Annotated in this window: 34 protein-coding genes; 25 read left to right on the top strand and 9 right to left on the bottom strand. The window is 49.7% G+C overall.

What is annotated here, in order from left to right; translation table 11 throughout:
* Positions 1 to 11: 11 nt before the first annotated feature.
* Positions 12 to 2066, bottom strand: coding sequence for a DNA topoisomerase I (locus tag JW878_00685; GenBank protein ID MBN1761582.1), 2055 nt, complete (start codon positions 2064 to 2066; stop codon positions 12 to 14).
* A 181-nt stretch (positions 2067 to 2247) separates the two neighbouring features.
* Between JW878_00685 and JW878_00680 the strand changes: the two genes are divergently transcribed.
* Entirely contained in the window at positions 2248 to 3810 is a 1563-nt protein-coding gene (locus JW878_00680) for a right-handed parallel beta-helix repeat-containing protein (GenBank protein MBN1761581.1), read from the top strand.
* A 98-nt stretch (positions 3811 to 3908) separates the two neighbouring features.
* Here JW878_00680 and hisF read toward each other — a convergent pair whose 3' ends face one another.
* Positions 3909 to 4712, bottom strand: coding sequence for an imidazole glycerol phosphate synthase subunit HisF (gene hisF, locus JW878_00675; GenBank protein ID MBN1761580.1), 804 nt, complete (start codon positions 4710 to 4712; stop codon positions 3909 to 3911).
* A gap of 101 nt (positions 4713 to 4813) precedes the next feature.
* Here hisF and amrS point away from each other — a divergent pair, with 101 nt between their 5' ends.
* Positions 4814 to 5857 (top strand): AmmeMemoRadiSam system radical SAM enzyme, encoded by a 1044-nt coding sequence (gene amrS, locus JW878_00670; GenBank protein MBN1761579.1) that lies wholly within the window; start codon positions 4814 to 4816, stop codon positions 5855 to 5857.
* 88 nt (positions 5858 to 5945) lie between these two features.
* On the top strand, positions 5946 to 6563 hold the full coding sequence (locus JW878_00665) for a DUF116 domain-containing protein (protein MBN1761578.1): 618 nt from the start codon (positions 5946 to 5948) through the stop codon (positions 6561 to 6563).
* Positions 6564 to 6680: 117 nt separating this feature from the next.
* Here the strand turns inward: JW878_00665 and JW878_00660 are convergent, their stop codons facing one another.
* Positions 6681 to 7232: a TATA-box-binding protein gene (locus JW878_00660; protein ID MBN1761577.1), complete on the bottom strand. Its 552-nt coding sequence runs from the start codon at positions 7230 to 7232 to the stop codon at positions 6681 to 6683.
* A gap of 140 nt (positions 7233 to 7372) precedes the next feature.
* On the opposite strand from JW878_00660, the gene JW878_00655 reads away from it, so the two are divergent.
* From JW878_00655 to JW878_00640, 4 genes are all read left to right on the top strand, one after another.
* Positions 7373 to 7813 carry a 50S ribosomal protein L15 gene (locus JW878_00655; protein MBN1761576.1) on the top strand — a complete coding sequence of 147 codons (441 nt, stop codon included), beginning with the start codon at positions 7373 to 7375 and terminating at the stop codon, positions 7811 to 7813.
* 24 nt (positions 7814 to 7837) lie between these two features.
* Positions 7838 to 9295 (top strand): preprotein translocase subunit SecY, encoded by a 1458-nt coding sequence (gene secY, locus JW878_00650; GenBank protein MBN1761575.1) that lies wholly within the window; start codon positions 7838 to 7840, stop codon positions 9293 to 9295.
* A gap of 68 nt (positions 9296 to 9363) precedes the next feature.
* On the top strand, positions 9364 to 9534 hold the full coding sequence (locus tag JW878_00645; GenBank protein MBN1761574.1) for a hypothetical protein: 171 nt from the start codon (positions 9364 to 9366) through the stop codon (positions 9532 to 9534).
* An 18-nt stretch (positions 9535 to 9552) separates the two neighbouring features.
* Positions 9553 to 10767, top strand: coding sequence for a preprotein translocase subunit SecY (locus tag JW878_00640; protein MBN1761573.1), 1215 nt, complete (start codon positions 9553 to 9555; stop codon positions 10765 to 10767).
* A 34-nt stretch (positions 10768 to 10801) separates the two neighbouring features.
* On the opposite strand, the gene JW878_00635 is transcribed toward JW878_00640, so the two are convergent.
* Positions 10802 to 11662 carry a ribose-phosphate diphosphokinase gene (locus JW878_00635; GenBank protein MBN1761572.1) on the bottom strand — a complete coding sequence of 287 codons (861 nt, stop codon included), beginning with the start codon at positions 11660 to 11662 and terminating at the stop codon, positions 10802 to 10804.
* Between the two features lie 79 nt (positions 11663 to 11741).
* Between JW878_00635 and cofG the strand changes: the two genes are divergently transcribed.
* Entirely contained in the window at positions 11742 to 12740 is a 999-nt protein-coding gene (cofG, locus tag JW878_00630; GenBank protein MBN1761571.1) for a 7,8-didemethyl-8-hydroxy-5-deazariboflavin synthase subunit CofG, read from the top strand.
* On the opposite strand, the gene gatB is transcribed toward cofG, so the two are convergent.
* A complete protein-coding gene (gene gatB / locus JW878_00625) occupies positions 12725 to 14197 on the bottom strand; it encodes an Asp-tRNA(Asn)/Glu-tRNA(Gln) amidotransferase subunit GatB (protein ID MBN1761570.1) in 1473 nt (490 codons plus the stop codon). The two genes, cofG and gatB, sit on opposite strands and share 16 nt — an antisense overlap.
* A gap of 84 nt (positions 14198 to 14281) precedes the next feature.
* On the opposite strand from gatB, the gene JW878_00620 reads away from it, so the two are divergent.
* Genes JW878_00620 through JW878_00610 form a run of 3 tightly spaced genes read left to right on the top strand, consistent with a single transcriptional unit; the run spans position 14282 to position 15849 of the window.
* Complete coding sequence (locus JW878_00620; GenBank protein ID MBN1761569.1) at positions 14282 to 14719, top strand: 30S ribosomal protein S19e; 438 nt, start codon at positions 14282 to 14284, stop codon at positions 14717 to 14719.
* Between the two features lie 19 nt (positions 14720 to 14738).
* Positions 14739 to 15074 (top strand): DNA-binding protein, encoded by a 336-nt coding sequence (locus JW878_00615; GenBank protein MBN1761568.1) that lies wholly within the window; start codon positions 14739 to 14741, stop codon positions 15072 to 15074.
* 31 nt (positions 15075 to 15105) lie between these two features.
* Entirely contained in the window at positions 15106 to 15849 is a 744-nt protein-coding gene (locus JW878_00610; protein MBN1761567.1) for a phosphopantothenate/pantothenate synthetase, read from the top strand.
* A gap of 15 nt (positions 15850 to 15864) precedes the next feature.
* On the opposite strand, the gene JW878_00605 is transcribed toward JW878_00610, so the two are convergent.
* Entirely contained in the window at positions 15865 to 16335 is a 471-nt protein-coding gene (locus JW878_00605) for a zf-TFIIB domain-containing protein (GenBank protein MBN1761566.1), read from the bottom strand.
* 229 nt (positions 16336 to 16564) lie between these two features.
* On the opposite strand from JW878_00605, the gene JW878_00600 reads away from it, so the two are divergent.
* From JW878_00600 to JW878_00545, 12 genes are all read left to right on the top strand, one after another.
* The gene (locus JW878_00600) at positions 16565 to 16969 is read left to right on the top strand and encodes a DUF134 domain-containing protein (protein ID MBN1761565.1); all 405 of its coding nucleotides are present in this window, start codon (positions 16565 to 16567) and stop codon (positions 16967 to 16969) included.
* 38 nt (positions 16970 to 17007) lie between these two features.
* Positions 17008 to 17868, top strand: a complete 861-nt coding sequence (locus JW878_00595) for an Mrp/NBP35 family ATP-binding protein (protein MBN1761564.1) — start codon at positions 17008 to 17010, stop codon at positions 17866 to 17868.
* 46 nt (positions 17869 to 17914) lie between these two features.
* Positions 17915 to 18505, top strand: a complete 591-nt coding sequence (locus JW878_00590) for a NifB/NifX family molybdenum-iron cluster-binding protein (GenBank protein ID MBN1761563.1) — start codon at positions 17915 to 17917, stop codon at positions 18503 to 18505.
* 219 nt (positions 18506 to 18724) lie between these two features.
* Positions 18725 to 18919 carry a hypothetical protein gene (locus JW878_00585; GenBank protein MBN1761562.1) on the top strand — a complete coding sequence of 65 codons (195 nt, stop codon included), beginning with the start codon at positions 18725 to 18727 and terminating at the stop codon, positions 18917 to 18919.
* A 47-nt stretch (positions 18920 to 18966) separates the two neighbouring features.
* Entirely contained in the window at positions 18967 to 19296 is a 330-nt protein-coding gene (locus JW878_00580; GenBank protein MBN1761561.1) for a DUF5320 domain-containing protein, read from the top strand.
* 180 nt (positions 19297 to 19476) lie between these two features.
* A complete protein-coding gene (locus JW878_00575) occupies positions 19477 to 19893 on the top strand; it encodes an iron-sulfur cluster assembly scaffold protein (protein MBN1761560.1) in 417 nt (138 codons plus the stop codon).
* Positions 19894 to 19900: 7 nt separating this feature from the next.
* Positions 19901 to 20260: a NifB/NifX family molybdenum-iron cluster-binding protein gene (locus JW878_00570; protein MBN1761559.1), complete on the top strand. Its 360-nt coding sequence runs from the start codon at positions 19901 to 19903 to the stop codon at positions 20258 to 20260.
* 43 nt (positions 20261 to 20303) lie between these two features.
* Positions 20304 to 21155: an ATP-binding protein gene (locus tag JW878_00565; GenBank protein MBN1761558.1), complete on the top strand. Its 852-nt coding sequence runs from the start codon at positions 20304 to 20306 to the stop codon at positions 21153 to 21155.
* The gene (locus tag JW878_00560; protein MBN1761557.1) at positions 21152 to 22012 is read left to right on the top strand and encodes a 4Fe-4S binding protein; all 861 of its coding nucleotides are present in this window, start codon (positions 21152 to 21154) and stop codon (positions 22010 to 22012) included. The genes JW878_00565 and JW878_00560 overlap by 4 nt, the downstream gene beginning before the upstream one ends.
* Positions 22009 to 22998 (top strand): radical SAM protein, encoded by a 990-nt coding sequence (locus JW878_00555; GenBank protein MBN1761556.1) that lies wholly within the window; start codon positions 22009 to 22011, stop codon positions 22996 to 22998. Before JW878_00560 ends, JW878_00555 begins: the two co-directional genes overlap by 4 nt.
* 68 nt (positions 22999 to 23066) lie before the next feature.
* On the top strand, positions 23067 to 23240 hold the full coding sequence (locus JW878_00550; protein MBN1761555.1) for a hypothetical protein: 174 nt from the start codon (positions 23067 to 23069) through the stop codon (positions 23238 to 23240).
* A 44-nt stretch (positions 23241 to 23284) separates the two neighbouring features.
* On the top strand, positions 23285 to 23938 hold the full coding sequence (locus tag JW878_00545; protein ID MBN1761554.1) for a DUF447 family protein: 654 nt from the start codon (positions 23285 to 23287) through the stop codon (positions 23936 to 23938).
* 112 nt (positions 23939 to 24050) lie between these two features.
* Here the strand turns inward: JW878_00545 and JW878_00540 are convergent, their stop codons facing one another.
* The 3 genes from JW878_00540 to JW878_00530 form a co-directional block, all read right to left on the bottom strand.
* A complete protein-coding gene (locus JW878_00540; protein MBN1761553.1) occupies positions 24051 to 24245 on the bottom strand; it encodes a hypothetical protein in 195 nt (64 codons plus the stop codon).
* Between the two features lie 354 nt (positions 24246 to 24599).
* Positions 24600 to 25142, bottom strand: coding sequence for a hypothetical protein (locus JW878_00535; protein MBN1761552.1), 543 nt, complete (start codon positions 25140 to 25142; stop codon positions 24600 to 24602).
* A gap of 3 nt (positions 25143 to 25145) precedes the next feature.
* Positions 25146 to 25745, bottom strand: a complete 600-nt coding sequence (locus JW878_00530) for a DUF5343 domain-containing protein (GenBank protein ID MBN1761551.1) — start codon at positions 25743 to 25745, stop codon at positions 25146 to 25148.
* A 182-nt stretch (positions 25746 to 25927) separates the two neighbouring features.
* Between JW878_00530 and JW878_00525 the strand changes: the two genes are divergently transcribed.
* Entirely contained in the window at positions 25928 to 26053 is a 126-nt protein-coding gene (locus JW878_00525; GenBank protein MBN1761550.1) for a helix-turn-helix domain-containing protein, read from the top strand.
* Between the two features lie 359 nt (positions 26054 to 26412).
* Positions 26413 to 26613 (top strand): histone family protein, encoded by a 201-nt coding sequence (locus JW878_00520; protein MBN1761549.1) that lies wholly within the window; start codon positions 26413 to 26415, stop codon positions 26611 to 26613.
* Positions 26614 to 26844: the final 231 nt, after the last annotated feature.

Raw genomic sequence — 26844 nt, 5'->3', positions numbered from 1 at the left:
TGTGATGAAGCTCAGGAGGTCTTATCTTCATCGCCGTTACCGCTCTTCGCCTTCCACTGCAGAAAATTGCAATACGGGCAGCCGAAATCCCAGGGCCGTTTCGAGCCTTTCTTCATGATCTTCAGCTTGAAGAGGGACGGATGTTTATCGCAGGTCTCATTGGTTACGACCACGCGTCCGCTCTTGGGTAACGGTAGCGAGAAATCGCAGGACGGATAGTTCTTGCAGCCCACAAACCGCTTACCACGTTGTGAGGTTGCCATGAAGAGGTCTGAATCGCATTTGGGGCAGGCTCCTACGATTGCGCCGCCCTTCATCGCATTTCGTAGCGATTTCGCGATCTCCGCCCGATTCTCCGTCATCTCCTGGAACACCTCACGCAGCATGTTCCGCGAATCGTCCGCAACGATCTTCTTCGTTCGTTTGCCCGCTTTTATATCCTCCATCTCCTGCTCCAGCGTCTTTGTCATCGCCGGCTTCGTTATCAGTTCCGCGTATTTCTCTAATGAATCGATAAGCGCGATCGCCTTCTCCGTTGGCTTAGCGGGGTTATCCTGCACGTACGACCGTTCGTACAATTTCCCCACAATCTCGTGCCGCGTACTCTTCGTGCCCAGGCCCAACTCCTCCATCTTCTTTATCAAGCCCGCTTGCGAGATCCGTTTCGGCGGCTTTGTCTCCTTCTCCACAAGCTCGATCTCTTCGAGGTGCACGTGCTCGCCTTCTTTTAACTTCGGGATTACGATCTCCTCTTTCTTCTGATACGGATAGATAGCGAGGAAGCCCTCGTCCTTTAATTCTTTACCTTTCGCGTTCAGTACCTCGTCGCCGAACTCGATCTTAACGTCCGTATCTTCCCATTTCGCGGCATCGGAAAGCGTAGCTAAAAACCGCCGTACCACCAGCTCATAGATCTTCCATTCGGGCTTGCCAATCGTTCCCGGCGATGCCGCTGCCGAGACGGGATGTATGGGCGGATGGTCAGTAGTCTTCTTTTTACCGGTCGTTGGTTTCAATCGCTTCTTCTTTAACAATAGGCGTGCGTACTCGCCGAAGTCCGTAGTACCGAGGAACAGCTCCACTAACGCCTTCAAATCAAGCGTCTCGGGATACGTGGTGTTGTCAGTACGGTGATATGATATGAGCCCTTGGAGATACAAGCTCTCCGCGATGTTCATTGCCCGTTTTGGCGTGTATCCAATGGCAGATGCAGCCCGAATGAAGTTCGTGGTGTCAAACGGCGTCGGCGGCTTTTCGGTTCGCGTACGCGTCTTGACCGAGGTGACGACCCCTTCCTTGGCCGCCTCGATGCGCGATTTTATCGTTTCCGCCTCTGCTTTATCCCAGAATTTCAGCGTTTTGTGGCTAACCTCGAAGATCTCGCCTTTGTCGTTCTTTACCTGCGCGTGCAGTTCCCAGTATGGACGGGGTACGAACTTCCGTATCTCCTTCTCCTTGTCCACCAGCAACGCAAGGGTGGGCGATTGCACACGGCCAACCGAAAAGAACTCCTCACCCAAACGATTCGCGGATAACGAAACGAACCGAGTCAGCGCGGCGCCCCAGATCAGGTCGATGACCCCTCGCGCTTCCGCCGATGCCGCCAGGTTATAATCGACCTCGCTGCGTGCGGCGAAGCTTTCTTGTATGTCCTTCTCGGTGATTGCACTGTACCGCATCCGGTCAACGTGCACGTCGGGATTGATCTTCTTAATAATTCTGAGCGCCTCCACACCGATCAACTCGCCTTCACGGTCATAGTCGGTAGCAATGGTTACGGACTCGGCATCTTTTGCGATCTGCTCCAGCGCGTTCGCAATCGTCTTTTTCAGCGAGATCGCCACGATCTTGGCGTCAATCAACTTCTCAGGATTTATCTTGCTCCAATTGTTGTACGTCGAGGGGAAGTCCAGCCGGAACACGTGGCCGCTGAGTCCTGCAACTACCTTGCCGTCGAACTCATAGGCGTCTACGCTGCCTACCTTTCGCTTCTTTGCTTTGCCCTCTGATAGAATAGCGGCGAGTCTTTTTGCAGTTGTCCCTTTCTCGGCGATGATGTAGTGCACTTTTTTGATTTCCCTGTTAGTTCAGGCGTTCAGGTGTATAGCTTTGATAGGATGGTTCTATTTAAAGGTAAATTCGGCACAAACCGCGAGTTCCCAAAAAAATTGCGTTGTATCAAGAACCAATCGGAAAATTTATAAGCGTCAACGCAAATGTTAAGTGTGTAGTTTGAAATGCAAGAGGATGATAAAAACGGATGAGGCTAAAATCCTTCTGAAGATAGCGGCAGTTTCAGTTGTTGTGGCAATGGCGGTCTGCGGTACGGTTTTTTCAAGTGGTGCAGACGATTCCTCAACAAATAATACTGCGAATCGATTTTCTACAAAGACCGTTTACGTGCCTGACGATTACGAAACAATACAAGAAGCGGTCGATAATGCTTCTTCGGGTGATATGATTATCGTAAGGGATGGGGTGTACAACGAGAACGTGGACGTGAACGTCGCTAACTTGACCATAAAATCAGAGAACGGCTCTGCGAACTGTATCGTGAACGCGACAGATCCAAATGATTACGTCTTTAATGTAACCGCAGATTATGTAAACATAACGGGCTTCACGGTGAAAGGTGTAAGAATAATAGACAAAGCGGGGATACATCTAAATGGTGCAGATCATTGTATCATTTCAAACAACGAGGTCTTGAATAACAGCGGTCGTGGGATAGATTTAGTAAGGTCTAGCAACAATAACTGGCTTATTAACAATTCTGTTTTGAATAATGGAATTGGAATATTCCTGTATTTCCAGATAAACAATACCATAATATCCAGTAACATTGTGAAAAATAATGACAGAGGTATCCACTTATCCTGGTATTCTGATCATAATATTCTTATTAACAACCACATCATGAATAACAGTTATGGGATCTATTTGTATTATTGCTCAAATAACAATACAATAGTTAACAATATTGCTAATTTTAACAGTAATAGTGGCATCTATGTTTATCTATATTCAAATAGCAACTATCTAAATAATAACACTATAGGCGACAACAAATACGGCGTTTATGTATACGATCATTCGAATAATAATTCACTTTATAACAACATTATGGCTAGCAATGAGTACGGCATCTATTTGTATTATGGTTCAAATAGTAACACAATCTACAACAATTATTTAAGCAATACGCACAACGCGTGGGATAGTGGCAAAAACAGCTGGAATATAACACAAACCGCGGGAACGAACATCATCGGTGGTTCATGGCTGGGCGGGAATTATTGGAGTGATTACGCAGGAGCAGATGAGGATGGCGATGGTCTTGGTGATACACCTTACGACATTCGTGTAGGCAAGAATAAAGATTATTTACCGCTGGTAAAGCCCTCAATCTTCGACACTCGCTTTGGGACTTACCCCAGCATCCCCGGCACCCACAACGGCACCATCACGCCCTTCTATGACCTTAACGTCTCGAAAATGTACACCTATTCCTGCCTTGGGACCGGTGGGCATTCTGAATACGTAAAGTTATGGAATAGCACCGGTTGGAACGTAACAGCAACATGGAACGGCTATGTGGAAGACTGGCACAATTTGAAGTTCAACGAATCGTTTATACTCTACAAAGATGAAACTTACAACTACACCATCCGCACAGGCTCGTATCCGCAGATTCACCATAATCGAACATTACAGACCGCAAACGGCTGGATCAACTGCACTGAGTTCACGGATGCTAATGGTCGCACGTACGACAATTGGATCCCCGCGATTATGTTGTGGTCTGATTAAAACAGGTTGAAAAGAGGGGCTCTTTCCTCATGCTGTTCCATTCTTAGCTCTAATTCTCGTTTTAGGAATAATTGTAAAAGCGTTGTCTACCCTTAGAGTTACACGTCAATCCCCTTCTCCCGCAAATACTCCTTTATCTCGTTGATCGTGTACGTCTCGTAATGGAAGATGCTCGCGGCGAGGCACGCGTCCGCGCCATTGACAAACGCCTCGTACATGTGCTCTATGTTCCCGGCACCGCCGGATGCAATCACGGGAATATCCACAGCCTCAGCAATCGCTTTGGTAATCGGGACGTCGTAGCCGTCCGTTCTCCCATCGTTATCCTTCGACGTCAGGAGGATCTCAGCCGCGCCAAGCTCCTGCACCTGCTTCGCCCATGCGATCGCGTCAAGCCCTACGTACTCGCGACCGCCATAAATGACGACGTCGTACCACGCTTCCGTGCCGTCCCCCAGTTGCACTGGCGTCTTGCCCTCTGCGTCCTCAAATCTCCGCTTGCAGTCAATGGCAACCACGACACGTTTGCCAAACCGTTCGGTAGCTTCTTTTATCAACTCGGGGTTCTTAACGGCAGCGGTGTTCACGCCCACCTTATCCGCGCCGGCATTGAAGACCTTCTCGAAGTCCTCGATGCTCTTTATCCCGCCGCCAACCGCCAGTGGAATGGATACATGCGCGGCTATCTGCTCAACCATTGCAATCATCGTCTCTCTACCCTCGAAGGACGCAGAGATGTCGAGGAAGACCAGCTCATCGGCGCCCTGCGCATCGTATCTCTCGGCGAGTGCAACGGGATCACCGGCGTATTTGAGGTTCTCGAATTCTATCCCTTTCACCACAACCGCGTTACCCTGCTCATCAAACGTTGTATCCAGACACGGAACGATTCGTTTCGTCATGTTTATGGCACTTCTCCTTATATTTAGGTTCCTTTATGATCTATTTTGTATACAGTGCGCGGGCTTAAAAAAGCTTGTAGCAAAGAGCGTCGAAGGATGGGATGAAAACCACGAGTTGCATAAAAGAAGCTCTGTTATACGAGCAGCGCAAAGGCAAACGTGTAAGATGCACAACCTGTGAGCGGTTCTGCGAGATCGCGGTGGGCAGGTTAGGATTCTGCAAAACACGGAAGAACATCGAGGGAAAACTGTATACGCTGGGATACGGCGATATCTCGTCGATCAGTGCGAATCCAATAGAGAAGAAACCGTTCTTCCATTTCTTCCCGGGCAGCAAAGCACTAACGGTCGGCAGTTACGGCTGTAATTTCTCCTGCCCGTGGTGCCAGAACTGGACGATTAGCAGATCCGTACCAACACCTGCGAGCTGCGAGTACATCTCACCAGAGCGATTAGTACAACTCGTGAAGGAGATGAGCTGTCAGGGTACTTCGATTTCCTTTAACGAACCCACACTGCTCCTCGAATACGCGCTTGACGTGTTTGCGCTGGCTAAAAAGGAGGGCTATTATAATACCTACGTAACGAACGGCTATATGAGCTCCGATGCACTGAATTTGCTCGTAGAGCACGGGCTGGATGCGATGAATGTGGATGTGAAGGGCTGTAAGGACGCGGTGAGGCGCTACTGTGGCGCCGATGTGGAAGTCGTCTGGCGGAATATACGGGCTGCGAAGCGAAAGGGCGTACATATTGAGATCACCACACTCGTTATACCCGGCGTGAATGATGATGCGGACTGTTTGAGAAGCATCGCATCGCGAATCCGAGACGACGCCGGGAAAGACATACCCTGGCATGTCACGCAATACCATCCAGCGTACAAGGCGCGTGAAGGTGGTCTTTATGACGGGCGGACACCGGTCGAATTGTTGGAGCGTGCACGGGCACTAGGACGATCCGAGGGTCTGAACTATGTCTACCTCGGCAATGTTCCGGGGCATCCTTATGAGAACACGTACTGCTTGCATTGCGGTGAACTGGTAATCGAGCGATACGGATTTGATGTGGTTGATTCCCACCTTACGGCAGCGAACAGCTGCCCGGCATGCGGTGCTGCAATACCTGTGAAGAACGATTGGTGACAAAATAGTTTCGCCTGCCTATCCCTGCTGGCATTTAGAGACCCACATAATAGCTAATCTTTAATTACCTCAACGTGAACATTAGATTATGGCGTACCCGTTCAACTACGATTTGTCGAAACTCCCGCGAGGCTTTTTCAAAGATATTGCGAAGGTGGTGGATAAACGGCAATTGCACAAGAAGCTGGGCTCGTTCTCCAAAACCAGCGTGCGGAAGTTCAAGGTGGATAAGCTCCTCGGCATCCAGTTGGAAGATGCGATCTCTATTGTTGAGGACCTGGTGGATCTCCAAATAAAGAATCTGATACACGAGGAGGATTTCAAAAACGCGGACAGCAAGATCCTGCTGGTGCCGCATTGCTGCCGGAAATATATGGATTGGCAGTGCAAAGCGGACTTTAATCCTGATTTGTCCTCGTATTCCTGCAACCACTGCTCTTCTGATTGTTTAGCGCATCAAGCAGCGGAATTTGGCGAATCACGGGGATATAAAGTCTTCATTCTGCCTGGCGGCTCGTGTATGAGGAAGATCCTGGAATGCATGCACTGTGATGCGGTTTCTGGAATCGCATGCCCGGAAGAGATAAAATTCGGGCTCAATGTTGCGGAATCGGAAGGCCTGGCGGTTCGCGGTATCCCCCTGACAAAGAACGGCTGCGCAAATACCCAGTTCAACCTGGAGACTCTAAAGGAAGCACTCATTTAGTGTGAGCCTTCGTACGTACCTCACTCGACCCGCTCTGTTCTATCTCCTTTTCCATTCCTTTTTTGTAGTATAGGTGCAGGAAAAAAGGAGCCGAGATTGCTGACCGTACCTCTGCGTTTAAAGCAATTCCAACTCGGTCAATTTATTGAGTAATACTTCTACGGACTTTTCACAATCTCCCAAGGTCTTTCCGCCGGTGATAACTAACCGTCCGGAGCTGAAGATCAATATGGCACTTTTGGGGTCAGTGATTCTATACACCAATCCGGGGAAAACTTCGGGCTCGTACTCCATGCCCTCCAGCTCTAACCCGACCACGATGGCGCCGAGATTGAGTTCCTTGCCAAGATTAGCAGAGGCGACGATATTCTGCACTTTAAACACCGGATGCTCTTCTACTTTTATTCCTATGCCTCTGAGTGCGGAAGCAAGCATGTCTATTACCTTCCGAACGCCTGCTTCAGTCTTAGACCCCGTGCACACCACTTTCCCGGAGCGAAAGATAAGGAAAGCGGATTTCGGATCTTTTGTCCTGTACACCAGACCTGGGAACTTCTTTTTCGTGAACATTGCATCTTCTAACTGCGATTCAATATATTCTAGATCGAGGCTCTCAGCAATCCTCGCGTTCGCTACTACATTTTCTATCTTTATATCTACTTTTACCATCTCACTTATTCCCCCAATCCTCTAATTTGTTAAATACAGAGTAAGCTATACTATTAGTTGTGCTAATAGGTATAAAAAACTAAAGCTATATAAGTGACACTTTAAAACTCTTGGTAGGACAGAGGTGAGAGTCTGCGGAGATGAAGAAGAGGATAAAGAGGATAAGAGGAACACGAACCTGTGGCGGTGGCTCAGCCAAAAAGAGAAGAGGAAAAGGGAGCAAAGGTGGCTCCGGTCATGCTGGCGCGTACTCGCATCACGTGGTATGGTCTTTGAAACGGGGGATAATCAAGGGACATAACGCCTCTAAGCCGTATCAGTATGACAGCAGTGACGATACGACGATAAACGTGGGCGAGTTAGAGGAGATGATGGGAGAACTGCTCAAGGCTGGGAAAGCGGAAGAAAAAGATGATGGCATTTATCTCGATGTCCAGGAACTCGGCGTACAGAAGATCCTGGGGAAGGGAAACGTAACGAGGAAGCTAATACTCAAGGCGGAGAAGATATCAAAAACGGCGCAGGAGAAGATAGAACGAGTGGGCGGTAGTGTAGATTTAGAGGCAGAAAGCGGGATATAAGTGTTACTTGTATAGATGACCGAGATAAACTTTAAAGATGCGTTAACGGCTGCTTTAAGCAAATTCCCTATGGTAGAACGCCCCAGTTGGCACGTTCATTTCAAATCGAAGCTGGGGTGGACTGTTGGTATACTCATACTCTTTTTCGCACTTGGCAACGTGCCGCTTTTCGGATTATCGCCAGAATCTCTGGACCTCTTCGGTCGGTGGCGGGCGATCTTCGCAGGCGAACGGTTCTCGCTCACCGCGCTGGGGATCATGCCAATCGTCGATGCCTCTATCGTCTTACAGCTGCTGGTCGGTGCGGGTATTATCAACTTGAATCTGAGCGACGCCCGCGACCAGGCGTTTTATCAGAACCTGCAGAAAATGCTCGTCCTGGCTTTTACCGCGCTCATTAGCATGACGTACGTGGTTGGCTTTTATGTGCCCAGCGAGGACATAGCGAACTTAATGGGGGTCTCACTCGGAACCATCCGATTCTTGCTCTTCATCCAGATATTCATCGGCGGAATGCTCATCTACTTCATGGATGAGGTGGTCTCGAAATGGGGGATCGGTTCAGGCGTGTCATTGTTCATTCTCGCTGGCGTCTCGCAGCAGGTAATCACCGGTCTGATAAACTGGGTGCCGGACGAAACCGGTTGGGCGGTGGGTGTCATCCCGCGCTGGATAGAACTAGCACGGCAAGGAGATCTTGGCTATAACATCGTGAGTGGGGGAATCTCGTTCCTGTTCCAGCATAACTTAATCGCGCTTTTCTCCACCATCGCGGTCTTTTTCATCGTTGTTTACCTCGAGAGTACACGTTTGGAAATCCCACTGGCACATTCAATGGCACGCGGTGCTCGCGGCAGGTTTCCTATCAAGCTTTTATACGCGAGTGTGCTGCCAATGATTCTTGTACGAGCGTTACAGGCGAGTATACAGGGTTTTGGCAGGATGTTTTATTCGCGTGGCATTACCCTCTTCGGCACGTACGAAGGTAACAGTGCGGTTTCCGGGTTGATGTACTATCTCGATCCCATTTACAGTCCGTGGGACTGGTTCCCGACACTCGTGCATGCAGCGTATCCGAACGTTGCAAGCTGGCAAATAGCGCTGCGACTGGGTGTTGATCTTGCGTTCATGATCATCGGCGGCATGATCTTCGCTCTGTTCTGGATAAACACGACGGGCATGGGTCCGAAGGACGTGGCGGCGCAGATCTACCGGTCAGGGCTCCAAGTCCCGGGACATCGCAGGAACCCTGCAAACATAGAGCGCATGATGGAAGGCTATATACCGAAAATAGCGATCATGGGCGGCGCTCTCCTGGGCGTGTTAGCCGTCATTGCAAATATGTTCGGCACACTTGGTCAGGCATCAGGTACGGGGCTGCTCCTGGCGGTGAGCATTGCGTACAACCTGTATGAGTCGGTGGCATCAGAGCAGATGATGGAGATGTACCCAATGATGCGGCACTTCTTCGGCGGCGAATAAGTAGCGAAGAGAAAAGGAGGTGAACAAGACTGAGGGAAGTTTTAACACCTTTTTTACGTAAGATCCCGATGGTTGAACGCCCTACAGGGCATGTTCCGCTCAAGACAAAACTCATATTTACCTTCGCTATACTCATTCTTTATTTCGCCTTAGGTAACATCCCTTTCTTCGGGCTAGCTCCCGAGTCGCTCGACCTTTTCTGCAGATGGCGAGCGCTCTTTGCAGATCAGCGGTTCTAGCTAGCTGCTCTTGGGGTTATGCCGATTATACATGCTTCGATTATGTTACAGATCGTAGCAGGTCCAAAATTGCTGAAACTTGACTTAACCAATCCCAAGGACCAGGCGTTTTATGTGAACCTTCAGAAACTGCTCGTTCTCTGCTTTGTTGTTTTTGCAAGTTTCACCTACACGAGGGGTTTTTACCTGCCCAATCAGGATATTGCAGACTTAATCGGAGTATCTTTGCGTTTCATCTCATTCTTGCTCTTCCTTCAGGTTTTTGTCGGAGGGATGCTCATCTATTACATGGAAGAAGTGGTATCGCGATGGGGAATCGGATCAGGTGTGGGTCTTTTCATCGTTGCGGGCGTTTCGGAACAACTAATTACAGGGCTCTTTAATGGGGTGCATGACCAAAGCGGTTGGGCAATTGGTGGCATTCCCCGCGGGATTGAACTTATAGGTCAAGGGCAAGGAATAGCACAGGGGATAGCGGAGAACGACATGGTGATCCTTTTCCAGCATCACCTAATAGCGCTTATTACCACCATCGCGGTGTTCTTCAGCCTCATTTATTTGATGAGTGCCCGTATAGAACTGAAAATACAAAACCGATCGAAAAGGGCAGGTTACCGATGCAAAATCCGAATCCCAGTTACGTTTGTGCACTTCACTTACGCAATTGCTGTCCCACTCGTATTTTTGAATTTAGGGCGAATACTGCCAGGAGTTATACAAAGTCTTGGAAGACTACTTTATTCTCACGGAATTACTGTTCTTGGAACATATGACGGAAACATCCCGGTTTCCGGCTTGATGTATTATCTCGATCCCATTTACAGCTCGTGGGACTGGTATCCACCTTTAGTGTACAGCACGTATCCGAACGTTGCGTATTGGCAAATTGCAGCAAGGATAGTAATAGGCCTATTGATTGTGGTGATTGGTTCAATGATCTCCGCTTTTATCTGGGTGAAATTAACACCGGGCACAGAAATGCGAGACATAAGACGATTAATTCGCAATTCTGGTCGTTCAATTCGCAGCTATAGAAGGAGTGAAAAAGCGATAAAGAGAGCGGTGGATAGATACACGCTAAAGATTGCGATGCTGAGTAGTGCTATCTTAGGCGCTTTGCTGGTGATCGGAAATATTCTGGGCACAGTTGGTGCGGTAGGTGCAGGGTATCTTATCCTGGCTGTGGGTATTTGTTTACGGAACTTACGAAGACCGCGTTGCGGATGCCTTTAGGAGCTATCCCAAGCCTCTACGATCGGTACGACGTTCACTTGGCTAATTCGTCGGCGATCATCTTCGCGACGCTTATCTCGCTGAAGATGGATTGTATGGTGTCGGTTGCGATGATGCTCTTGACACCCGCATTGAGTATGCGGAGGGTGGCATTTTGCGCGAACAGGCCGTGAATGCACGCGACGTAAATATCGTTGGCATCTCGTGCTTTGAGCATAGCCGCCGCTTCTGCGATTGTGCCGCCCGTGGAGATGATGTCGTCCACAATGACCACGTTCTTGCCTTCCACGCTCAACTCTTTTGGCTTTATCTGCACTTCCTCGCCGCTAATCCGTTTCTTCTCCAGCACGTCATACTCGAAGCCGTGCGGCGCAGCAACTGCCTTTGCTAACTCGCGTGCACCCTCGTCAGGTCCGATGATCACGGGCTTTACGATCTTCTTCCTCGCGATGTAATCGCCAATTAACGGGGCGGCATCGAGCTCCTTCGCATCGACATCGAAATACTGCAACACCGCCCGATTATGCACGTTCACCACGTAGATCTTATCAACGATGCCGGCAAAGCTGATGCCGCGTGCGATTGCCCGTGAGCTAATCGCTTCACCGGGTTTAAATCGCTTATCCTGCCGTGCATAGCCCAAATAGGGAATGACCACGGTCGTTTTATGTGCCTCTTCTACGGCGTCGATCAATTGCAACAGGGAGATCAAGCCGTAATCTGCCATGAGGCTCTGCACAATCGTTACTTCCTCGTCTTTTATCTCGTCCACCACACGCGTATACAACTCCCCGTCGGGGAACTTCTTGAACTCGCATAATGAGGCGTTTCCGCCCAGTTCCGCCGCAATGCGCGCAGCCAAAACCTGCGTGGTTACTCCGGGTATTATTTTCATCTCTCATCCACCTTACTCTACTTATGTTAGTTTATTTGCTGAGTTTATTTATAGTTAACGAGGCACTCTACGAGAGACGATGACTCGCAAGTACGTAACCTTCTCGAAGAACATTTTCATACCGGTGACGAACGTCTGCAGAAACGCCTGCGACTACTGTGTTTTTCGAGCGCGCAGCCGCAACGATGCGTACGTCACCACGGTATCTGACTTTGTAACCGTTGTGCTGAACAAAGGCGCGGCGACCGAGGCTCTTTTCTCCGGGGGTGAGAATCCCGAAGACGCAGCTCTTTCCTCGTTCTTTAACGACCGCGTTACCAGAGAGGGTTTTTCATCGCTCGTTGCATACACGAAGCATCTCTGTGAACTCGCGATACAGCACGGGTTACTGCCACACTGCAATTTGGGCGTGTTGAGCCGGGAAGAGCTCCTTGAATTAAAAGACGTGAACGCCTCGATGGGCCTGATGCTCGAAACCACTGCAGAGTTGGAGGCGCACAGGAACTCGCCAGGTAAAGACTCCGCATTGCGTTTACAGATGATCGAAGAGGCTGGCAAACTAAAAATACCGTTCACCACTGGCATTTTAATCGGGATCGGCGAGAGCAACGAAGATCGTATCCGCTCGTTAGAAGCTATTGCATCGGTACACAAGCAGTACGGGCATATCCAGGAAGTTATTATCCAGCCGTTCTTACCGAAGCCGAGAACGGCGATGTGGGAGACACCCTCACCGTCGTTTGAGGTGATAAAAGAGACGGTGCGTGCAGCGCGCTCACTATTGCCCGATGATATTGCGATTCAGGTGCCGCCGAACTTAACCTCACCGAAAGAATTGATCGAGCTGGGTGCATCGGACCTCGGCGGCATCTCGGAACGGACGATTGATTACATCAATCCAGAAGCGCCTTGGCCCCGAGAGGAAGAACTCAGACATAAAATCGCACCGTTTGAGTTACGGGAGCGGCTGCCGATTTATCCACAATATATCCAGAAGGGCTGGTACAGCGACCGATTAAAGCCGCTGATCGAGCGGTATGCGGATGAAGCTGGATTTCGTGTTCAAAAAGGTTCATAATACCTCTTAGTCGCATCGTCTATTACCTTCTTATATAACGCCTCTATCAGCATATTACGAACTATTTTTGGTTCCGATCTACCTCGGGTCTGCTTCATCACCTGCCCGACGAGGAAATTCAATACTTCTTTTTTGCCCGCTCGGTAATCCTGAACGGCACTTGCATGCTCCTTAAGCACTGCTTCAATCGCCGTTTCAATCGCGTCCAGCCCGATACTGCCCAGCCCTTTCCGCGCTATAATCTCCTTGGGCGTACCGCCGTGATCGAGCGTCTCCCGAATGATCTCCGTCGCGCCCCGTTCGGTGATCATGCCCGTTTTCAAATAGGTTAAAATAGCGACAAAATTGTAGGGTGAGATCATTGCCAATGCATCCTTCATGGACAGGGAGCGATAATTCAACTCACCTTTCAAAACGTCCGCAATCCAGGTCGCACTCAGTTTCGGATCGATCTTCGCCGCTACCGCTTCAAAAAAGTCCGCGGTATGGAGATCGTAGGTGAGCGAATTCGCATGCTCTCGCGTTATGCCATAGTGCTGTGCGAACCGCAGCTTCTTTTCGTCCGGTAGTTCCGGGATCTCCTGCCGCACTCCATCGACATAGGGCGCAATGCGAATCGGCACGAGGTCGGGCTCCGGGAAATAGCGGTAGTCGTGCTCGAACTCCTTCGTGCGCATCGAAAGCGTGATGCCGCGCACTTCATCGTAATGCCGCGTCTCCTGCTGTACGGTGAGCCCGCGTCGCAGCATATTCTTCTGCCGCGTTATCTCGAAGAGCAGAGCGCGCTCCACGCCTTTAAACGACGAGATGTTCTTTATTTCCGCACGTTCGCCGCCCTCGATCGAGATGTTCGCGTCCACACGCATCGCACCTTCTAAATCGCCGTCAAATACGTCCAGGTACTCCAGAATACTCCGCAGCTTGTTCAGGTATATGCGAGCCTCCTTCGGCGACCTGAGATCGGGCTCCGTAACGATCTCCACCAGCGGCATTCCTGACCGATTATAATCAACGAGCGCGTAGCTCGCCGTATCGATCGTTCCCTTGTACACCAGCCTGCCGGGGTCTTCCTCCATGTGCACTCGCGTGATTCGGATCTCGCGCTCTTTTCCGCCGTTGCCATCACTGTCTTCGCTCTCTATGCGCACCAGGCCACCAAACGCAATGGGGAAATCATACTGCGTAATCTGGAACCCGCGTGGGAGGTCAGGATAGTAATAATTCTTCCGGTAGAAGATGATGTCGGACTGCACGGAGCAGCCTAAAGCGAGCGCGATTTTTATGCCGTAGCGTACTGCACGCCGGTTAACCACGGGTAGCGCACCGGGTAAGCCCAAACAGGTGGCACAGACGTGCGTATTCGGCTCGGCGTTATGATAATCGGTAGAGCAAGGGCAGAATAATTTCGACTTCGTGAGAAGTTGTGCATGACATTCTAAACCGATTTTTACCTCCATTTACGCGCTCTCCATTCACCAAATACCCACTACTTTTAGTACATAAACTTTTATGTCTTGGTGGCATATAAATGGATAAATAAAATGACGACAGTATACGATGTGCCACCGGATAAACTGGTAAAGATGGCCGGGGAGAAGTTGAAAAAGAATAAAGCGATTTCTCTGCCTAAGTGGGGCTTGGATGTCAAGAAAGGCGCGCATAAAGAGTTACCGCCAGAGAATGAAGACTGGTGGTGGGTGCGATGCGCGTCCGTGCTCCGGCAGATCTATCTCCACGGGCCGGTCGGAGTGGCAAGGCTGCGCACCTATTACGGTGGAAGAGTGCGAAGGGGTACGAAGAAGGAGCGGTTCCGAGAAGCGTCGGGTAAGATAATTCGCGAAGTGCTTATGCAGTTAGAACGAGCGGAGTACGTAACGAAGACGAAGAGAGGTCGGAAGATCTCGCCGAAGGGCCAGAAGTTCCTTGACAACACTGCGCACGAGCTGAAGCTTATGCACGCTGAACCGAAGGAAGATTAAGTAAGGGAGCGTATGAAAGATGGCCGGTGATGAAGCGGAGTTAGAAGCGTTACGGAGGCGCAAGCTTGAGCAATTGCAACAGGAGCACGCAGGGGCTGCAGCGGAGGAGCAGAAGCGCCAGGAGCTCGAAGAGGCAAAGAAGAACATCATCCGGCAAATTCTCACTTCCGAGGCACGAGAGCGGTTGAATACCATTCGCATGGCAAAGCCTGAACTGGCCGAGCTGTTGGAGAATCAGCTCATTGCATTAGCGCAGACGGGGCGATTAAAGAGCATGATCACCGATGCGCAATTTAAAGAGATTCTGAAGCAGATAACGCCGAAGAAGCGTGAAATTACCATTAAACGGATATAATCAGCCAGTTTAGTGGTGTTGTTTAAAGCTTATGTTTCGAGTTCCAGAGTCACATCCCCGGTACAAATCGTTAGTGAAGCGTGAAAGGATCGTTGAAGGTATAGAGGCAGGTATAACCAGCAGGCAAGGCTTGATCGCGCACGGTCGTGGCGAAGCGTTCGATTATCTGCTCGGTGAACGAACGTTACCGTCTGTGATGCGGGCGACGGAAGCAGCCGCTGCTTTACTGCTCCGAGCAAAGAAGCCTGTAATCTCCGTGAATGGCAACGTCGCGGCGCTGGTGCCTGAACAGGTGATCGAGCTGAGCGAGTTGCTGAACGCGCCGCTGGAGGTCAACATCTTTTACTGGACTGAGGAGCGCGTGCGGAAGATAAAGGAGCACCTAGAGCGGCACGGCGCTACGAACGTGCTGGGTGTGAAAGCAGATGCGAGAATACCTGGCATAGAGCACGCACGAGCACGCGTCGACGCTGATGGTATTTACGATGCGGACGCAGTTCTGACGCCGTTAGAAGACGGTGATCGGTGCGAAGCCTTAATCGCGATGGGTAAGAAGGTAGTGACCATCGATTTGAATCCGGTATCGAGAACGTCTCGGCATGCGACCGTAAGCATTGTGGACGATATAGAACGCGCTCTGGACAACCTGATTTCGATAGTTAAGGCTGGCGCTGGCACGGTAGAATCAGCAGAGGATTACGATAATATACAGAATTTAAAGGCGGTTATAAAGGAGATTGTGGAACGGTTGAAGGACGAGGAGTTAAAGGAGTAGTGACCTCTATTCACCTCACCGTCGCGATAATCGACTGAAGAGTCCTAGAAGCACCGATTCACGATCCTTTTGTCTCAGCTCTTCCCACCGCTCTTCTGCCTTCGCGAGTTCATCACCTTCAAAGCCGGCATCCGAGATCTCCCGCAACTTCTCCAGCTCACCCGCATCGAGCCAGACCCCGCCGCATTTCAAACAAACATCGACTTCTACGTCTTCTGCGGTCTCGATGTCCATCAACCACCCGCATCGGGGACATACCAGTTTGCTCTTGCTCTGAGTACCAATGTGCTTGGTCAGATAATTCGAGAGTTTCCTGTCTTTTAACAGCTTGTTCAATTCACCGTGATCCAACCAGATTCCGCCACACTCGGGACAGCGGTCGATGATGATGTTCGGACCGAAGACCTCGACTTCCTCCTGGCGCATCGTGACCCAGCATTTCGGGCATTCGATCTCCTTATTCTTTAACTCGTCTTTTCGTGGCATGATTCTACTCCTGACTACGTGCGTGCTCTATTATTAATTACACGGTCTCCCATAAAAGCTTCTGATCAGTGCGGTACACGGGGAGAACAGCATGCCGTTTGCTGCAGTATCGCCCTCTTACCATTATCACTTCAGAGCAACCTCAACCCTTGGCGATGGAGTGCAGACGGAAGGTCGAGAAACTTTAAGAGTAAGTAAATAAGAATATATATTCAGCTATTATAGTACCATGCCAGGGAGAAGACGATGCCGATGCGTGGGCTTTGAGCCGCTATTCCTCTACTTTGAGCCGCGGTTCGAGCCGCGTGGTGGAGATGGAGACGGAGGACAAGACTCAGAGCTAGAGGAGAGCGTATTGAAGGTGGAGGAGCTGGAGAGTATAAGACTGAAAGATCATCTTCGGCTGAGCCAAGAGGAAGCAGCAGAACGAATGGGTGTTTCGCAACCGACGTTCCACCGGATAGTAAGCGAAGCGCATCGGAAGATAGCCGAAGCCTTCGTCGAAGGTAAAGCTATTCGAATAGAGGGCGGTAATTACATACTGACCAAGGCTGATGACGTTCAAAAGCCTTCTCCTACGGTACCGGTTGGTTATGGAAGAGGAAGATGGTGCAGACGAGGAGGAATGCTTTAATTGATATTTTAAGACTTTCTGAGGGGGATAAATGAACTATGAGCACGGAAAAGGGAATAGTAGAGGAAAATAAAGGCGAAGAGAAGGGAAAAGAGCAAGAAGGGACGGTAGAGTCACGAATGGCAAAGGTAAAGTATAAGATAATGGTGATGAGCGGCAAGGGCGGCGTAGGAAAGACGACAGTAGCCGCGAATCTCGCGTTCGCTCTTGGTATGCAGGGTTTAGATGTAGGGTTGATGGATGCGGACATACACGGGCCGAATGTGCCGAAGATCTTGGGAATCGAGGAGAAGCGGCCGGAAGTACACGAAGATAAAATCTATCCGGTTCCCGTCACACCGCGACTGAAAGCGATTTCCATCGCGTTTTTACTTCCGAGTAAAAACTCTTCGGTTATCTGGCGTGGCCCGATGAAGATGAATGCGATACGACAATTTCTGTCCGGTGTGGAGTGGGGTGAGCTGGATTATATGATTGTGGATCTTCCGCCAGGGACAGGAGACGAGCCGCTCAGCGTTGTGCAACTGATGAAGAAGGTGGACGGCGCGATCATCGTCACAACACCGCAGGATCTGGCATTGCTTGACTCGCGGAAGGCAGTGAACTTCTCAGAGATCTTGAAAGTGCCCGTCATAGGCGTAATAGAGAATATGAGTGGTTTTACCTGTCCGCACTGTGGCAAAGAGGTAAACATCTTCAAGTACGGCGGAGGCGAGCGTGCGGCGGAGGAATTAGGTGTGCCGTTCCTCGGCAGGGTGCCACTTGATCCCGAGATGGTCGAAGCTGCGGACAATGGAACGCCCTTTGTGCTACACACGGGGTCGCAAGTGAGTAAGGCATTTGAAGAGATCGTGAAGAACGTGCGAGCGTTTGTGGAGGGTAAAAAAGCAAAGGAATAACTTTATATACCAATATGAATATATATTCACTTAGGAGGGAAAAGAGATGAAGATTTGTGTAACAGCGACAGCGGGTGATTTGAATGCACAGGTAGACCCGCGATTTGGAAGGAGTCAATATTTCGTTATCGTTGATGCTGACACGATGGCGTTCGAAGCACTGCCAAACGAAGCCATGAACGCACCGGGAGGCGCGGGGATTCAAGCGGCGCAAGCAATGGTGAATAAAGGCGTGGACGTGGTCATTTCAGGTAACATGGGTCCCAATGCGTTTCAGGTGCTTTCGACTGCAGGCGTGAAAATCGCAACGGGCGCTTACGGCACGGTAAAAGAAGCGGTTGAGATGTATAAAAGCGGTAAGCTCAGTGAGACGGGAACTTCGACGGTTGCCGCTCATGCGGGTATGGGCGCAGGGATGGGCCTAGGCATGGGTGGAGGCCGAGGCGGCGGCAGAGGCATGGGCCGAGGTATGGGACTTGGCATGCAGCAACCAATGCCACCACAGCAACCGCAGCAAATGCCCGTCGAGCCGAAAGCAAAAGAAGATGACGTCGAGCAGCTATCAGCGGTGGTTGAGTCTTTGGAGAAGAGTTTGGAAGAAGTGAAGAAGCGGATAAAGGAACTGAAAAAGGAGTGATAAAAATGCCGAGAGGAAGAGGAATGGGATTTGGGAGAGGATTTTGGTTTGGGTCAGGACCTGGAAGGGGCATGGGAAACCCCTATCCATTCTGCCGGAACTTCCCATGGCTTCCCAGTGGGTGGTGGACTGGCATGTATGGGCCACTAGCTCCTTCAACGTACCCCGTACCACATTATGGCTATTCCTACGGGAGGTGGCTACGATAAGATGAGTGGCATGGGCCGTGGTGGAGGACGAGGTCAAGGAGTGGGACGAGGTGGTCAGGGTCGAGGACGAATGGGTGGCAGTGGTTTGGGCCCTGGCGGAGATTGCCGATGCCCACAGTGTGGCTATACAATGCCTCATCAAGTTGGCGTGCCCTGTTTCCAGCAAACCTGTCCCAAATGCGGGTCTAAAATGGCGAGACCCTGAGAGAAATGTTTTGTTAAAAAGTCTGTTTAGGAGGCGAAGAGGAAAAAATGGGAGGAAATAGAAGGAGAAACATGTATTATCTAACTGGTTTGCCTGGGTGGATGCGGTTTGGCTACTCTCCCGGCTGGATAGATAGAAGTCCAACGGGAATGCCGCCAGGTGCGCAGTATCTTATGCAGACAGGCCAGATGCCGCAGTTTGCTTCCTGGATGCAGCAGCAAACGCCTGTTGCACCAGTAGCAGTAGCAGCGACAGCGCCAATAGGCATGCCTGCAATGCCGAAGGAGCAGGAGATCACAATGCTCGAATCACAGGCGCAGATGCTTGGTGACCAGTTAGAGCAGATAAAGAAGCGCTTGGAAGAGCTGAAGAAGTAAATCAGCTCCTCCTTATCCTATTTTTAGCGTGCTCATACCTTATGGAATTCACTACTGTGTGATACAGGCATACTGATAATCAGATAATTTGGGATACAAGAAATGGATAAAGGGACGCAAAAAGAGCGGTCAAAAGTAGATAGAAAGGATTATTCAGGTTTAGACGAGTTTGTAGCGAGTATGGAAGAGACGATTCAGAAGGAAGAGCGAGAGATTTACACGGAAAGGACGCTTGAAGAGGCTTACAACCCGAAGAACGTGGGAGAGTTGAAGAATCCCGACGGTGCGGCCAGCATAACGGGTCCGTGCGGCGATACTGTGCAGATACACCTTGCAGTAAAAGGGGATACGATCGTGGCTAGCAAATTCATCACCGACGGCTGCGGCGCTTCAACAGCATGCGGCAGTGTCATTACCGAACTGGCGAAAGGAAAGACAGTAGAAGAAGCGTCAAGGATACAGGACAAGGACGTTCTGTCGGTTTTGGGCGGGTTGCCCGAGGATAATATTCATTGCGCTCTACTTGCCGCGAACACGCTCAGAGCGGCTCTGGAGGATTATAAGAGTAAGTTGAGTGGAGAAGAAGAGAGGAGGTAAAGAACGTATGAAATTATGCATTCCCACGCTGGGAACTGGTGGATTGGAAGATTTAGTAAGTGAGCATTTTGGACGTGCGCCAACCTTTACTGTTGTGAACATGGCGGATAACGAGGTGAACGTGGTGAAGAATACCGGCGAGCATTTTGGCGGTGTTGGCAACACACCGGATCTCGTTGCAGCGGCAGGTGCTGAAGTACTGCTCTGCTCGGGGTTAGGTCCGCGAGCGATCAACGCGTTTGAGCAGTTAGGAATTGAGGTGTACGTAGGTGCCCGTGGCACGGTGCAGGACACAATACGAGCTTTTCAGGCTGGAGAGCTTATTGAAGCCAGTGACGCCACTGCGTGCAAGGAACATCGGCATTAAGCATTTTTAAGCCCACAACGCAACAAAACAAAACGGTGAACGGATGATCATTTCACTAGCGAGCGGCAAAGGCGGCACGGGGAAGACGACCGTGGCAGTGAATCTTGCCCTGTCGCTTTCGAACAGGCACGTGCAATTACTCGATTGCGACGTCGAGGAGCCCAATTCACACCTCTTTTTGAATCCCGTGATTCAGGAGACAAAGTCCGCGTATACACTGGTGCCAACGGTCAATTACGAGCTGTGTGACTTCTGCGGGAAGTGCGCTTTGGCATGCGAATATAACGCGCTTGTCGTGGTGCCAAAGCAAGAAGTCATGGTGTTCCCAGGACTCTGCCACGGTTGTGGGTTGTGCTCTCTGGTCTGTCCGCGGAGTGCGATCAGCGAGCAACCACGTGAGATTGGCGTTATCAAAAAAGGGACAAGTGGTGACGGCAGCATAGCGCTTGTGTACGGGCTGCTGAATATCGGCGAAATAATGGCGACACCGCTGATCGATCAGGTAAAAGCGGAAATCGATCCAGCAAAGACCGTGATTATTGACGTGCCGCCGGGCACGGCCTGTCCGGTGATCGCAGCGGTGCAGGGCAGTGATTACTGTATTCTCGTGACTGAACCCACGCCGTTTGGACTCTATGATTTGACGCTTGCAGTTGCGGTACTTCGAGTACTCAAGCTTCCTTTTGGTGTGGTAATAAACAAAGCGGGGGTTGGCGATCGAAAAGTCTACGAGTACTGCGCTGCTGAGCGAATTCCGATTCTGCTCGAGATCCCGCACGACAAACGAATTGCGCGGAGCTATTCGGAAGGTGTGCTCTTCATAAAGGAGCTGCCGGAATGGCGGGAGCGATTTGCAGCGCTGATGGGGCGTATCGAGGAGGAATACGAGCGGTGAAACAATTAACGGTTATTAGCGGCAAGGGCGGCACGGGCAAGACCACGCTTGTGGGTTCTTTCGCGGTCCTCGCGGAGAACAAAGTCATTGCGGACTGTGATGTGGATGCACCTGACTTGCATCTGCTGTTGCATCCTGAAATGGTAACGAAGCAGGAATTCAAAGGCTTGAAAGTAGCAGTAATGGACAAATCGTTGTGCAGCGAGTGCGGCACGTGCGCGGAGACCTGTCGGTTCAATGCGATAGACGTGACGGAAGAAGCGACGTATACGGTCAATCCCGCACGGTGTGAAGGCTGTGGCGCGTGCGTCTTCACCTGCCCGCAAGAGGCGCTCTCGTTGCAGGAACGCGTCTCCGGGTACACCTACGTCTCAACCACAAAGTACGGCCCAATGGTGCACGCGCAGCTCAATATCGCGGAAGAGGCGTCCGGGAAACTGGTTACGGTCGTTAGAGAGCTGGCGCGGGAGATCGCAGAACGGGAAGGTTCAGACCTCATTTTAATTGATGGCGCGCCTGGCATCGGCTGCCCGGTGATTGCGTCCTTGACCGGCGTGGACCTCGCACTGATCGTTACCGAGCCCACGATGTCCGGACTGCACGACCTCAAACGCATTCTGGATGTGGTGGCGCACTTCGGCGTGAAGCCTACGGTTTGCATCAACAAATATGACATTAATGAGGAGAACAGCACGAGAATTACCGAGTTTTGCCGGCAACGTGGCGTGGAGATCGTTGGAAACATCCCCTACGACCCCGTGGTCACTGAAGCGATGGTTGCAGGTATGCCGGTGGTTGAATTCTCGGAAGGGGTCGTCTCGAATGCGATACGGGATATTTGGGAGCGCATACAATGAAGCTGGTCTATGGACCGGTTCCATCACGGCGTCTCGGGCGCTCTTTAGGCGTAAATACAATTCCATTCAAAACCTGTAACTACTCTTGTGTCTACTGTCAGCTTGGCCGGACGACGCAGATGACCAATCAGCGTAGAGACTTCTTTCCACCGGAAGAGATACTAAACGAGATCACGCGAGTGCTAGAACCAGAACCAGAAACAGAACGTACCCGGAATGAGCTAGATTTTGTAACCTTCGTAGGGGAAGGCGAACCGACGTTATGTAAAAGCCTTGGCTGGCTAATCCGCAAGACTAAAGAATTAGCAGAAATACCCATAGCCGTTGATACAAATGGTTCTCTTCTTAACAGGGCGGATGTAAGAGCCGACCTTTCGCAGGCAGATGTAGTGATGCCCTCACTCGATGCAGGCACTGCGGAAACGTTCAGAAAGATAAACAGACCGTTTCGTGGGATTGCTTTTGAGGCGGTTGTCGACGGTATGGAACGGTTCCGACGAGAATATGATGGAGAGCTCTGGGTTGAGGTCATGCTGGTAAAGGGGCTCAATGACTCAGAGGAGGAATTGGAGGCGCTAAAAAGCAGGCTTAAGCACATAGCGCCCGACCGGATTTATATCAATGTCCCGATAAGACCTCCCGCGGAGCCGTGGGCTGTTCCTCCTGATCACGAAGCCATCGCATTAGCACATGCGATGCTGAGCGAGGTTAACGTGATAATGGATATTACCGCAGAGGAAATGGGTGAATTTTCCATCGAGGGTTTCACAAATCCCGAAGACGCTATTTTAGCAATAATACGACGTCATCCAATGCGGGAAGAGCAGGTTATAGAAACACTAAAGAAATTCGAGGCGGAGGCAGGAGCTGTTCACGATAGCTTCATGAGACTGGAGAAAAGCGGCAAAATAAAGAAGGTAGAATACAGAAACAAAGTCTTCTGGCTTACCATAGAGGAGAAAAGAAGTGGAAGGTCTGATGAATAAAGGTGGTGCAGTGATGAGCATCTCGACGGCAAGCGACGGTTTGCATCAACAAGTACGATCAGAATGAAGTGGTAAGTGAGGAGATCGAACAGTACTGCAGGGAAAAAGGGATAAAGATCGCCGGCAAGATACTAAATGACGAGACCGTTACGAAAGCACTGGTTACTGGCGTGCCCGTGGTGGCGTATGAGGTAGAACCCAGAGGTGAAGCCGCGGAAGCAATAGCACAGATGTGGGCTTGAATCGAGCACCTGTTGCACGTAGGCAGAAGCGTAAAAACAAAAAAATGAAACTTCAGGAAGCAGGCATAGGCGAGGGCATCTCGGAAGTCATCGTTACGACGCAGTCGGCTGTGGGAATGCCGAATGCCGCTCCCGTAGGAATCATAACCGAGATTGACGACGAGCAGCAGGGGAAGACAACGCATTTCGTAAAGCTTTACAAGGGCTCACAGACGCTCGAGAACGTACTCGAAACCAGTACGGTAGCGGCGAACGTGACTGATGACGCGGTTCTGTTCGTAAAAACGGCGTTCGGGCATCTGAGCGAATTGAATCTCTCCGAGTTTGCCGGTGTGCCCGTACTAGCAAAAGCAAATGCATGGATCGTCTTCACCACCGTTTTGATAGAAGAACGCAGCGACTATTTCTATTTCCAGGTGCTGCCGCAAACGGTAAAGATCAATAAAAAGGAAGTAAAAGCGATCAACCGAGGACGGAATGCAGTAATCGAGGCGACGATACTCGCAACGCGGCTTGATCTGGCAAAAGACGAGCAGGAAAGGGAGGAGATGCTGCGGTTGATTGAACGATACAGGGAAATAGTCGAGAAGTGCGGTGGACGTCGGGAGAAGGAGGCGATGCGGGTTCTGGAAGAGAAGTGCTCACGTTTGTTCTTGGCGCAGTTTGATCCTCCTCCTCCGACCCGGGATAGCGATTAATTATTCCTCTGCCTTTGTTTTTGTTTCTGCATATGCTCCTGACGTCAAATTGATTTCTTCAGAGCAGCCGTTTCGGATTGCCCACAGACGCATACCGTATTTTTTAAAGAAGTTATTTGCACTTCCCGAATTTCCGACCGTATTTTATGCCCCATGACGCACCGAGTATCGCACCCACGATGAGCAGAGAGACAAGGACAATTACAAGGTTCTCCAGGAGCGTGAACGTAGAGGCATAGAAGGTCACCCATAAGATGAGAAATACGAGCCAGCCCACACCCCAATGATGGAAAGTGAAACTCGCCACGCGAATCCTGGAGTTTCCAGCACCTCTTCGTCTTCTTCTTCCATACACTACCCTCCTTGGCTAGTGTGATGTATAGCACGTCACCTTAAAAACTTTGTGGTTGGTCGCTAGCGGTCGGAGTCGGGATGATTGAGTGATGGCACGATAGAAAGAAGAGTCTTTCAGAGCCGCTTCGTGTGCGGACTCAAAGCGAGAGACGGTGTTCTTTACCGTGTTTAAAGGTTATTTACATCGCCTAGGTTCTTAAACCGTCGTATAGCTTACTATCACCATAAAGAGAGTGTTGTGGAAGGGTGAAAATATGAAAAAGTCTAGGTAGGATTCGAACTAGAGAGGAGATTAAGAATGGAATAACTACAAAGTTTTCTTTTTTAATGCATGTATGCGTCGAAGGAGTTCTGAAATATAACCAAGGCTCTCGTTTAGTCCTGGATAATAATTGCTAGGGTGTGCACATTCATTACGTTTGCTTAATAAGCCATGAAGCGTATTCTTCTCGTTTTTTGTACACAGACCAACAGCATGACAGGCATCGATCAATTGAAACTCAGGATAGTTTTCACGTAGATCTTCAACACTCGAAAAATTCCACTTAGGTCTAACCTTTTTAAGTTTTATAAAACCATCCGATGCAACTTTTTCCTCAATGAAATCCATAAATCCTGCCCATGCCATAACATGTGCAGCTCTAAAAAGGCCATTCTCTACGCAACGAAGTGCTTGACGAAACAATTCATCTTGTTGCAAACTTAATCCGCCTAATTTTTTATAAGTTTGCCCAAGCAAGACAATACGCGATGTTGAAGTCTCATGTTTTCCAAGTATTACATGTGCATCTTTCTCAAAAGCTTGGACTTTTAGATAAATCTCTTCAACATTGTCTATCATTAGATCCAAGACCTACGGATACAGATGCTTCTTAAGGGCAGAAAATAAATTCTCATATACTTGTGCGTCGTCAGTTGCTGGTAGTTGTAATTGGATATTGATATTTACTGTAACATCTCTTGGGGCTCCATGACTCTCCCCTTTGGATGAATCTTCCGACTCGTTTTCGGTTTTTGGCTGCTTCTCCCCCTCGATCTTAGCTTCAAAGTCAGCAAACTCGCATAAAGCTTTAAATGTTACAACGGTTTGATTGACTACCTGCTCACCTGCAGTTGTATGTGACCTGAAAAAGTCCTTTAATGCTTCATTATCTTTTCGATAGGCATCGGGGTAAGTTCTAAAGAGATCTTCGTAGGCTACCCGAAGAGCTTTTGCCATTACTACCTCAGCTCCTCTCAGCCGAAATTGCTTATAGCTCTCAGTAGGGATACCACTAGAATCCAAAAAACCAATAAATTTCAACACTTTGACAATTGGACGGTCGTTAGTGCTTTTAAAGCTAACAGAAGGAAGATAGCTGATAGTTATCTTAGGTGGAACACCCGCACTTTTGATATGTTTCAAAAAGTCTTTTAATCTCCCCGTAACCAAGATGTAAGGATATTCAACCATTATCTCACCTCTCGAAATTTTTGTACTGTATAACTTGTTAGAGCATAGGATATATAAACCTTCCGCTTTTGGCTGATTTGTAATGCGAAGCGAAGACCTCCGGTCGTATGGGGGAATGATAACCCTTTCTCTTTTATCAAAACAACTTAACTGTTGTTGTTTATAGATATACTGAGAGGATCATGGAACCCGAGGTGACCGTCTTGGAAGCGGCAAAAATACTGGGCGTCCATCCTGAGAGTGTGAAGCGCTGGATCCGGTATGGCGAATTGCATGCTGAGAAACGCGGGGGGGGGGCACTCCTTTAGTTACAAGCGCTTGGTCGAGCTGGCACTGATAAAAAGCGATTGAGCGGAAGATTGCGGTGCAAGCGGAGATTGATGAAGTTTTTAAGAGCGCTGAGAAGGTGAATTGAGCAAAACGCTCCACACCTGTAGCCTTTACGCACCCACCCACCCACACCCAGCTTACGCCCTTCTCATCTTCCACCTATCGCTTCATCTCCTTCTTTCCCTCAGACGCAGGGCAGGTTCACAGCCTTCTATAAGGGAGTTGTTTGCAGGATAAAGACAGAACATAATTGCTCATCGTATTTTATGATTTTTTAGAAGCTAAACTAGATAAAAGCTTTTATATAACTGCCCATTACTTTATTATAGTGATAAAAATGGCTGAAATACCAAAAGCACCGGTAACCAAGATAATTAGGAACGCAGGAGCAGAGCGAGTAAGCGAAGACGCTACTGAAGAGCTGGCGAAGCTTATAGAGGCAGAAGGCGCTAAAATAGCGAAAAAAGCCGTAGCCCTCGCGAAGCACGCCGGAAGGAAGACCGTGAAGGCAGAAGATATCGCAGAAGCAGTAGAATAAAATAGTCTGATAGAAGGGGAAGGGAAAAAGCAAACTAACCCCTTTTTATTTTTTTGCATCAAAAATTTCGCTTTGTTTCAATTTTATGCAGTAATATCTCCTCCTTCCACCCATCTCTTCATCTCGTTCTCATCCCACATCAGTAAGGGGGCAGGTTCAGGTAGTGCTGTTTGAGAATGCGCTGCATCCTATCGTGAAACCTAAGCACGGAGGAGATGATAGCCCGAGGAG

This window comes from Methanomicrobia archaeon (assembly GCA_016930255.1).
In the GTDB taxonomy this organism is placed as follows: Archaea; Halobacteriota; Syntropharchaeia; order Alkanophagales; family Methanospirareceae; genus JACGMN01.
Note: the sequence above shows the minus strand (reverse complement) of the source record. Positions and strands in the feature narration are given on the sequence as shown.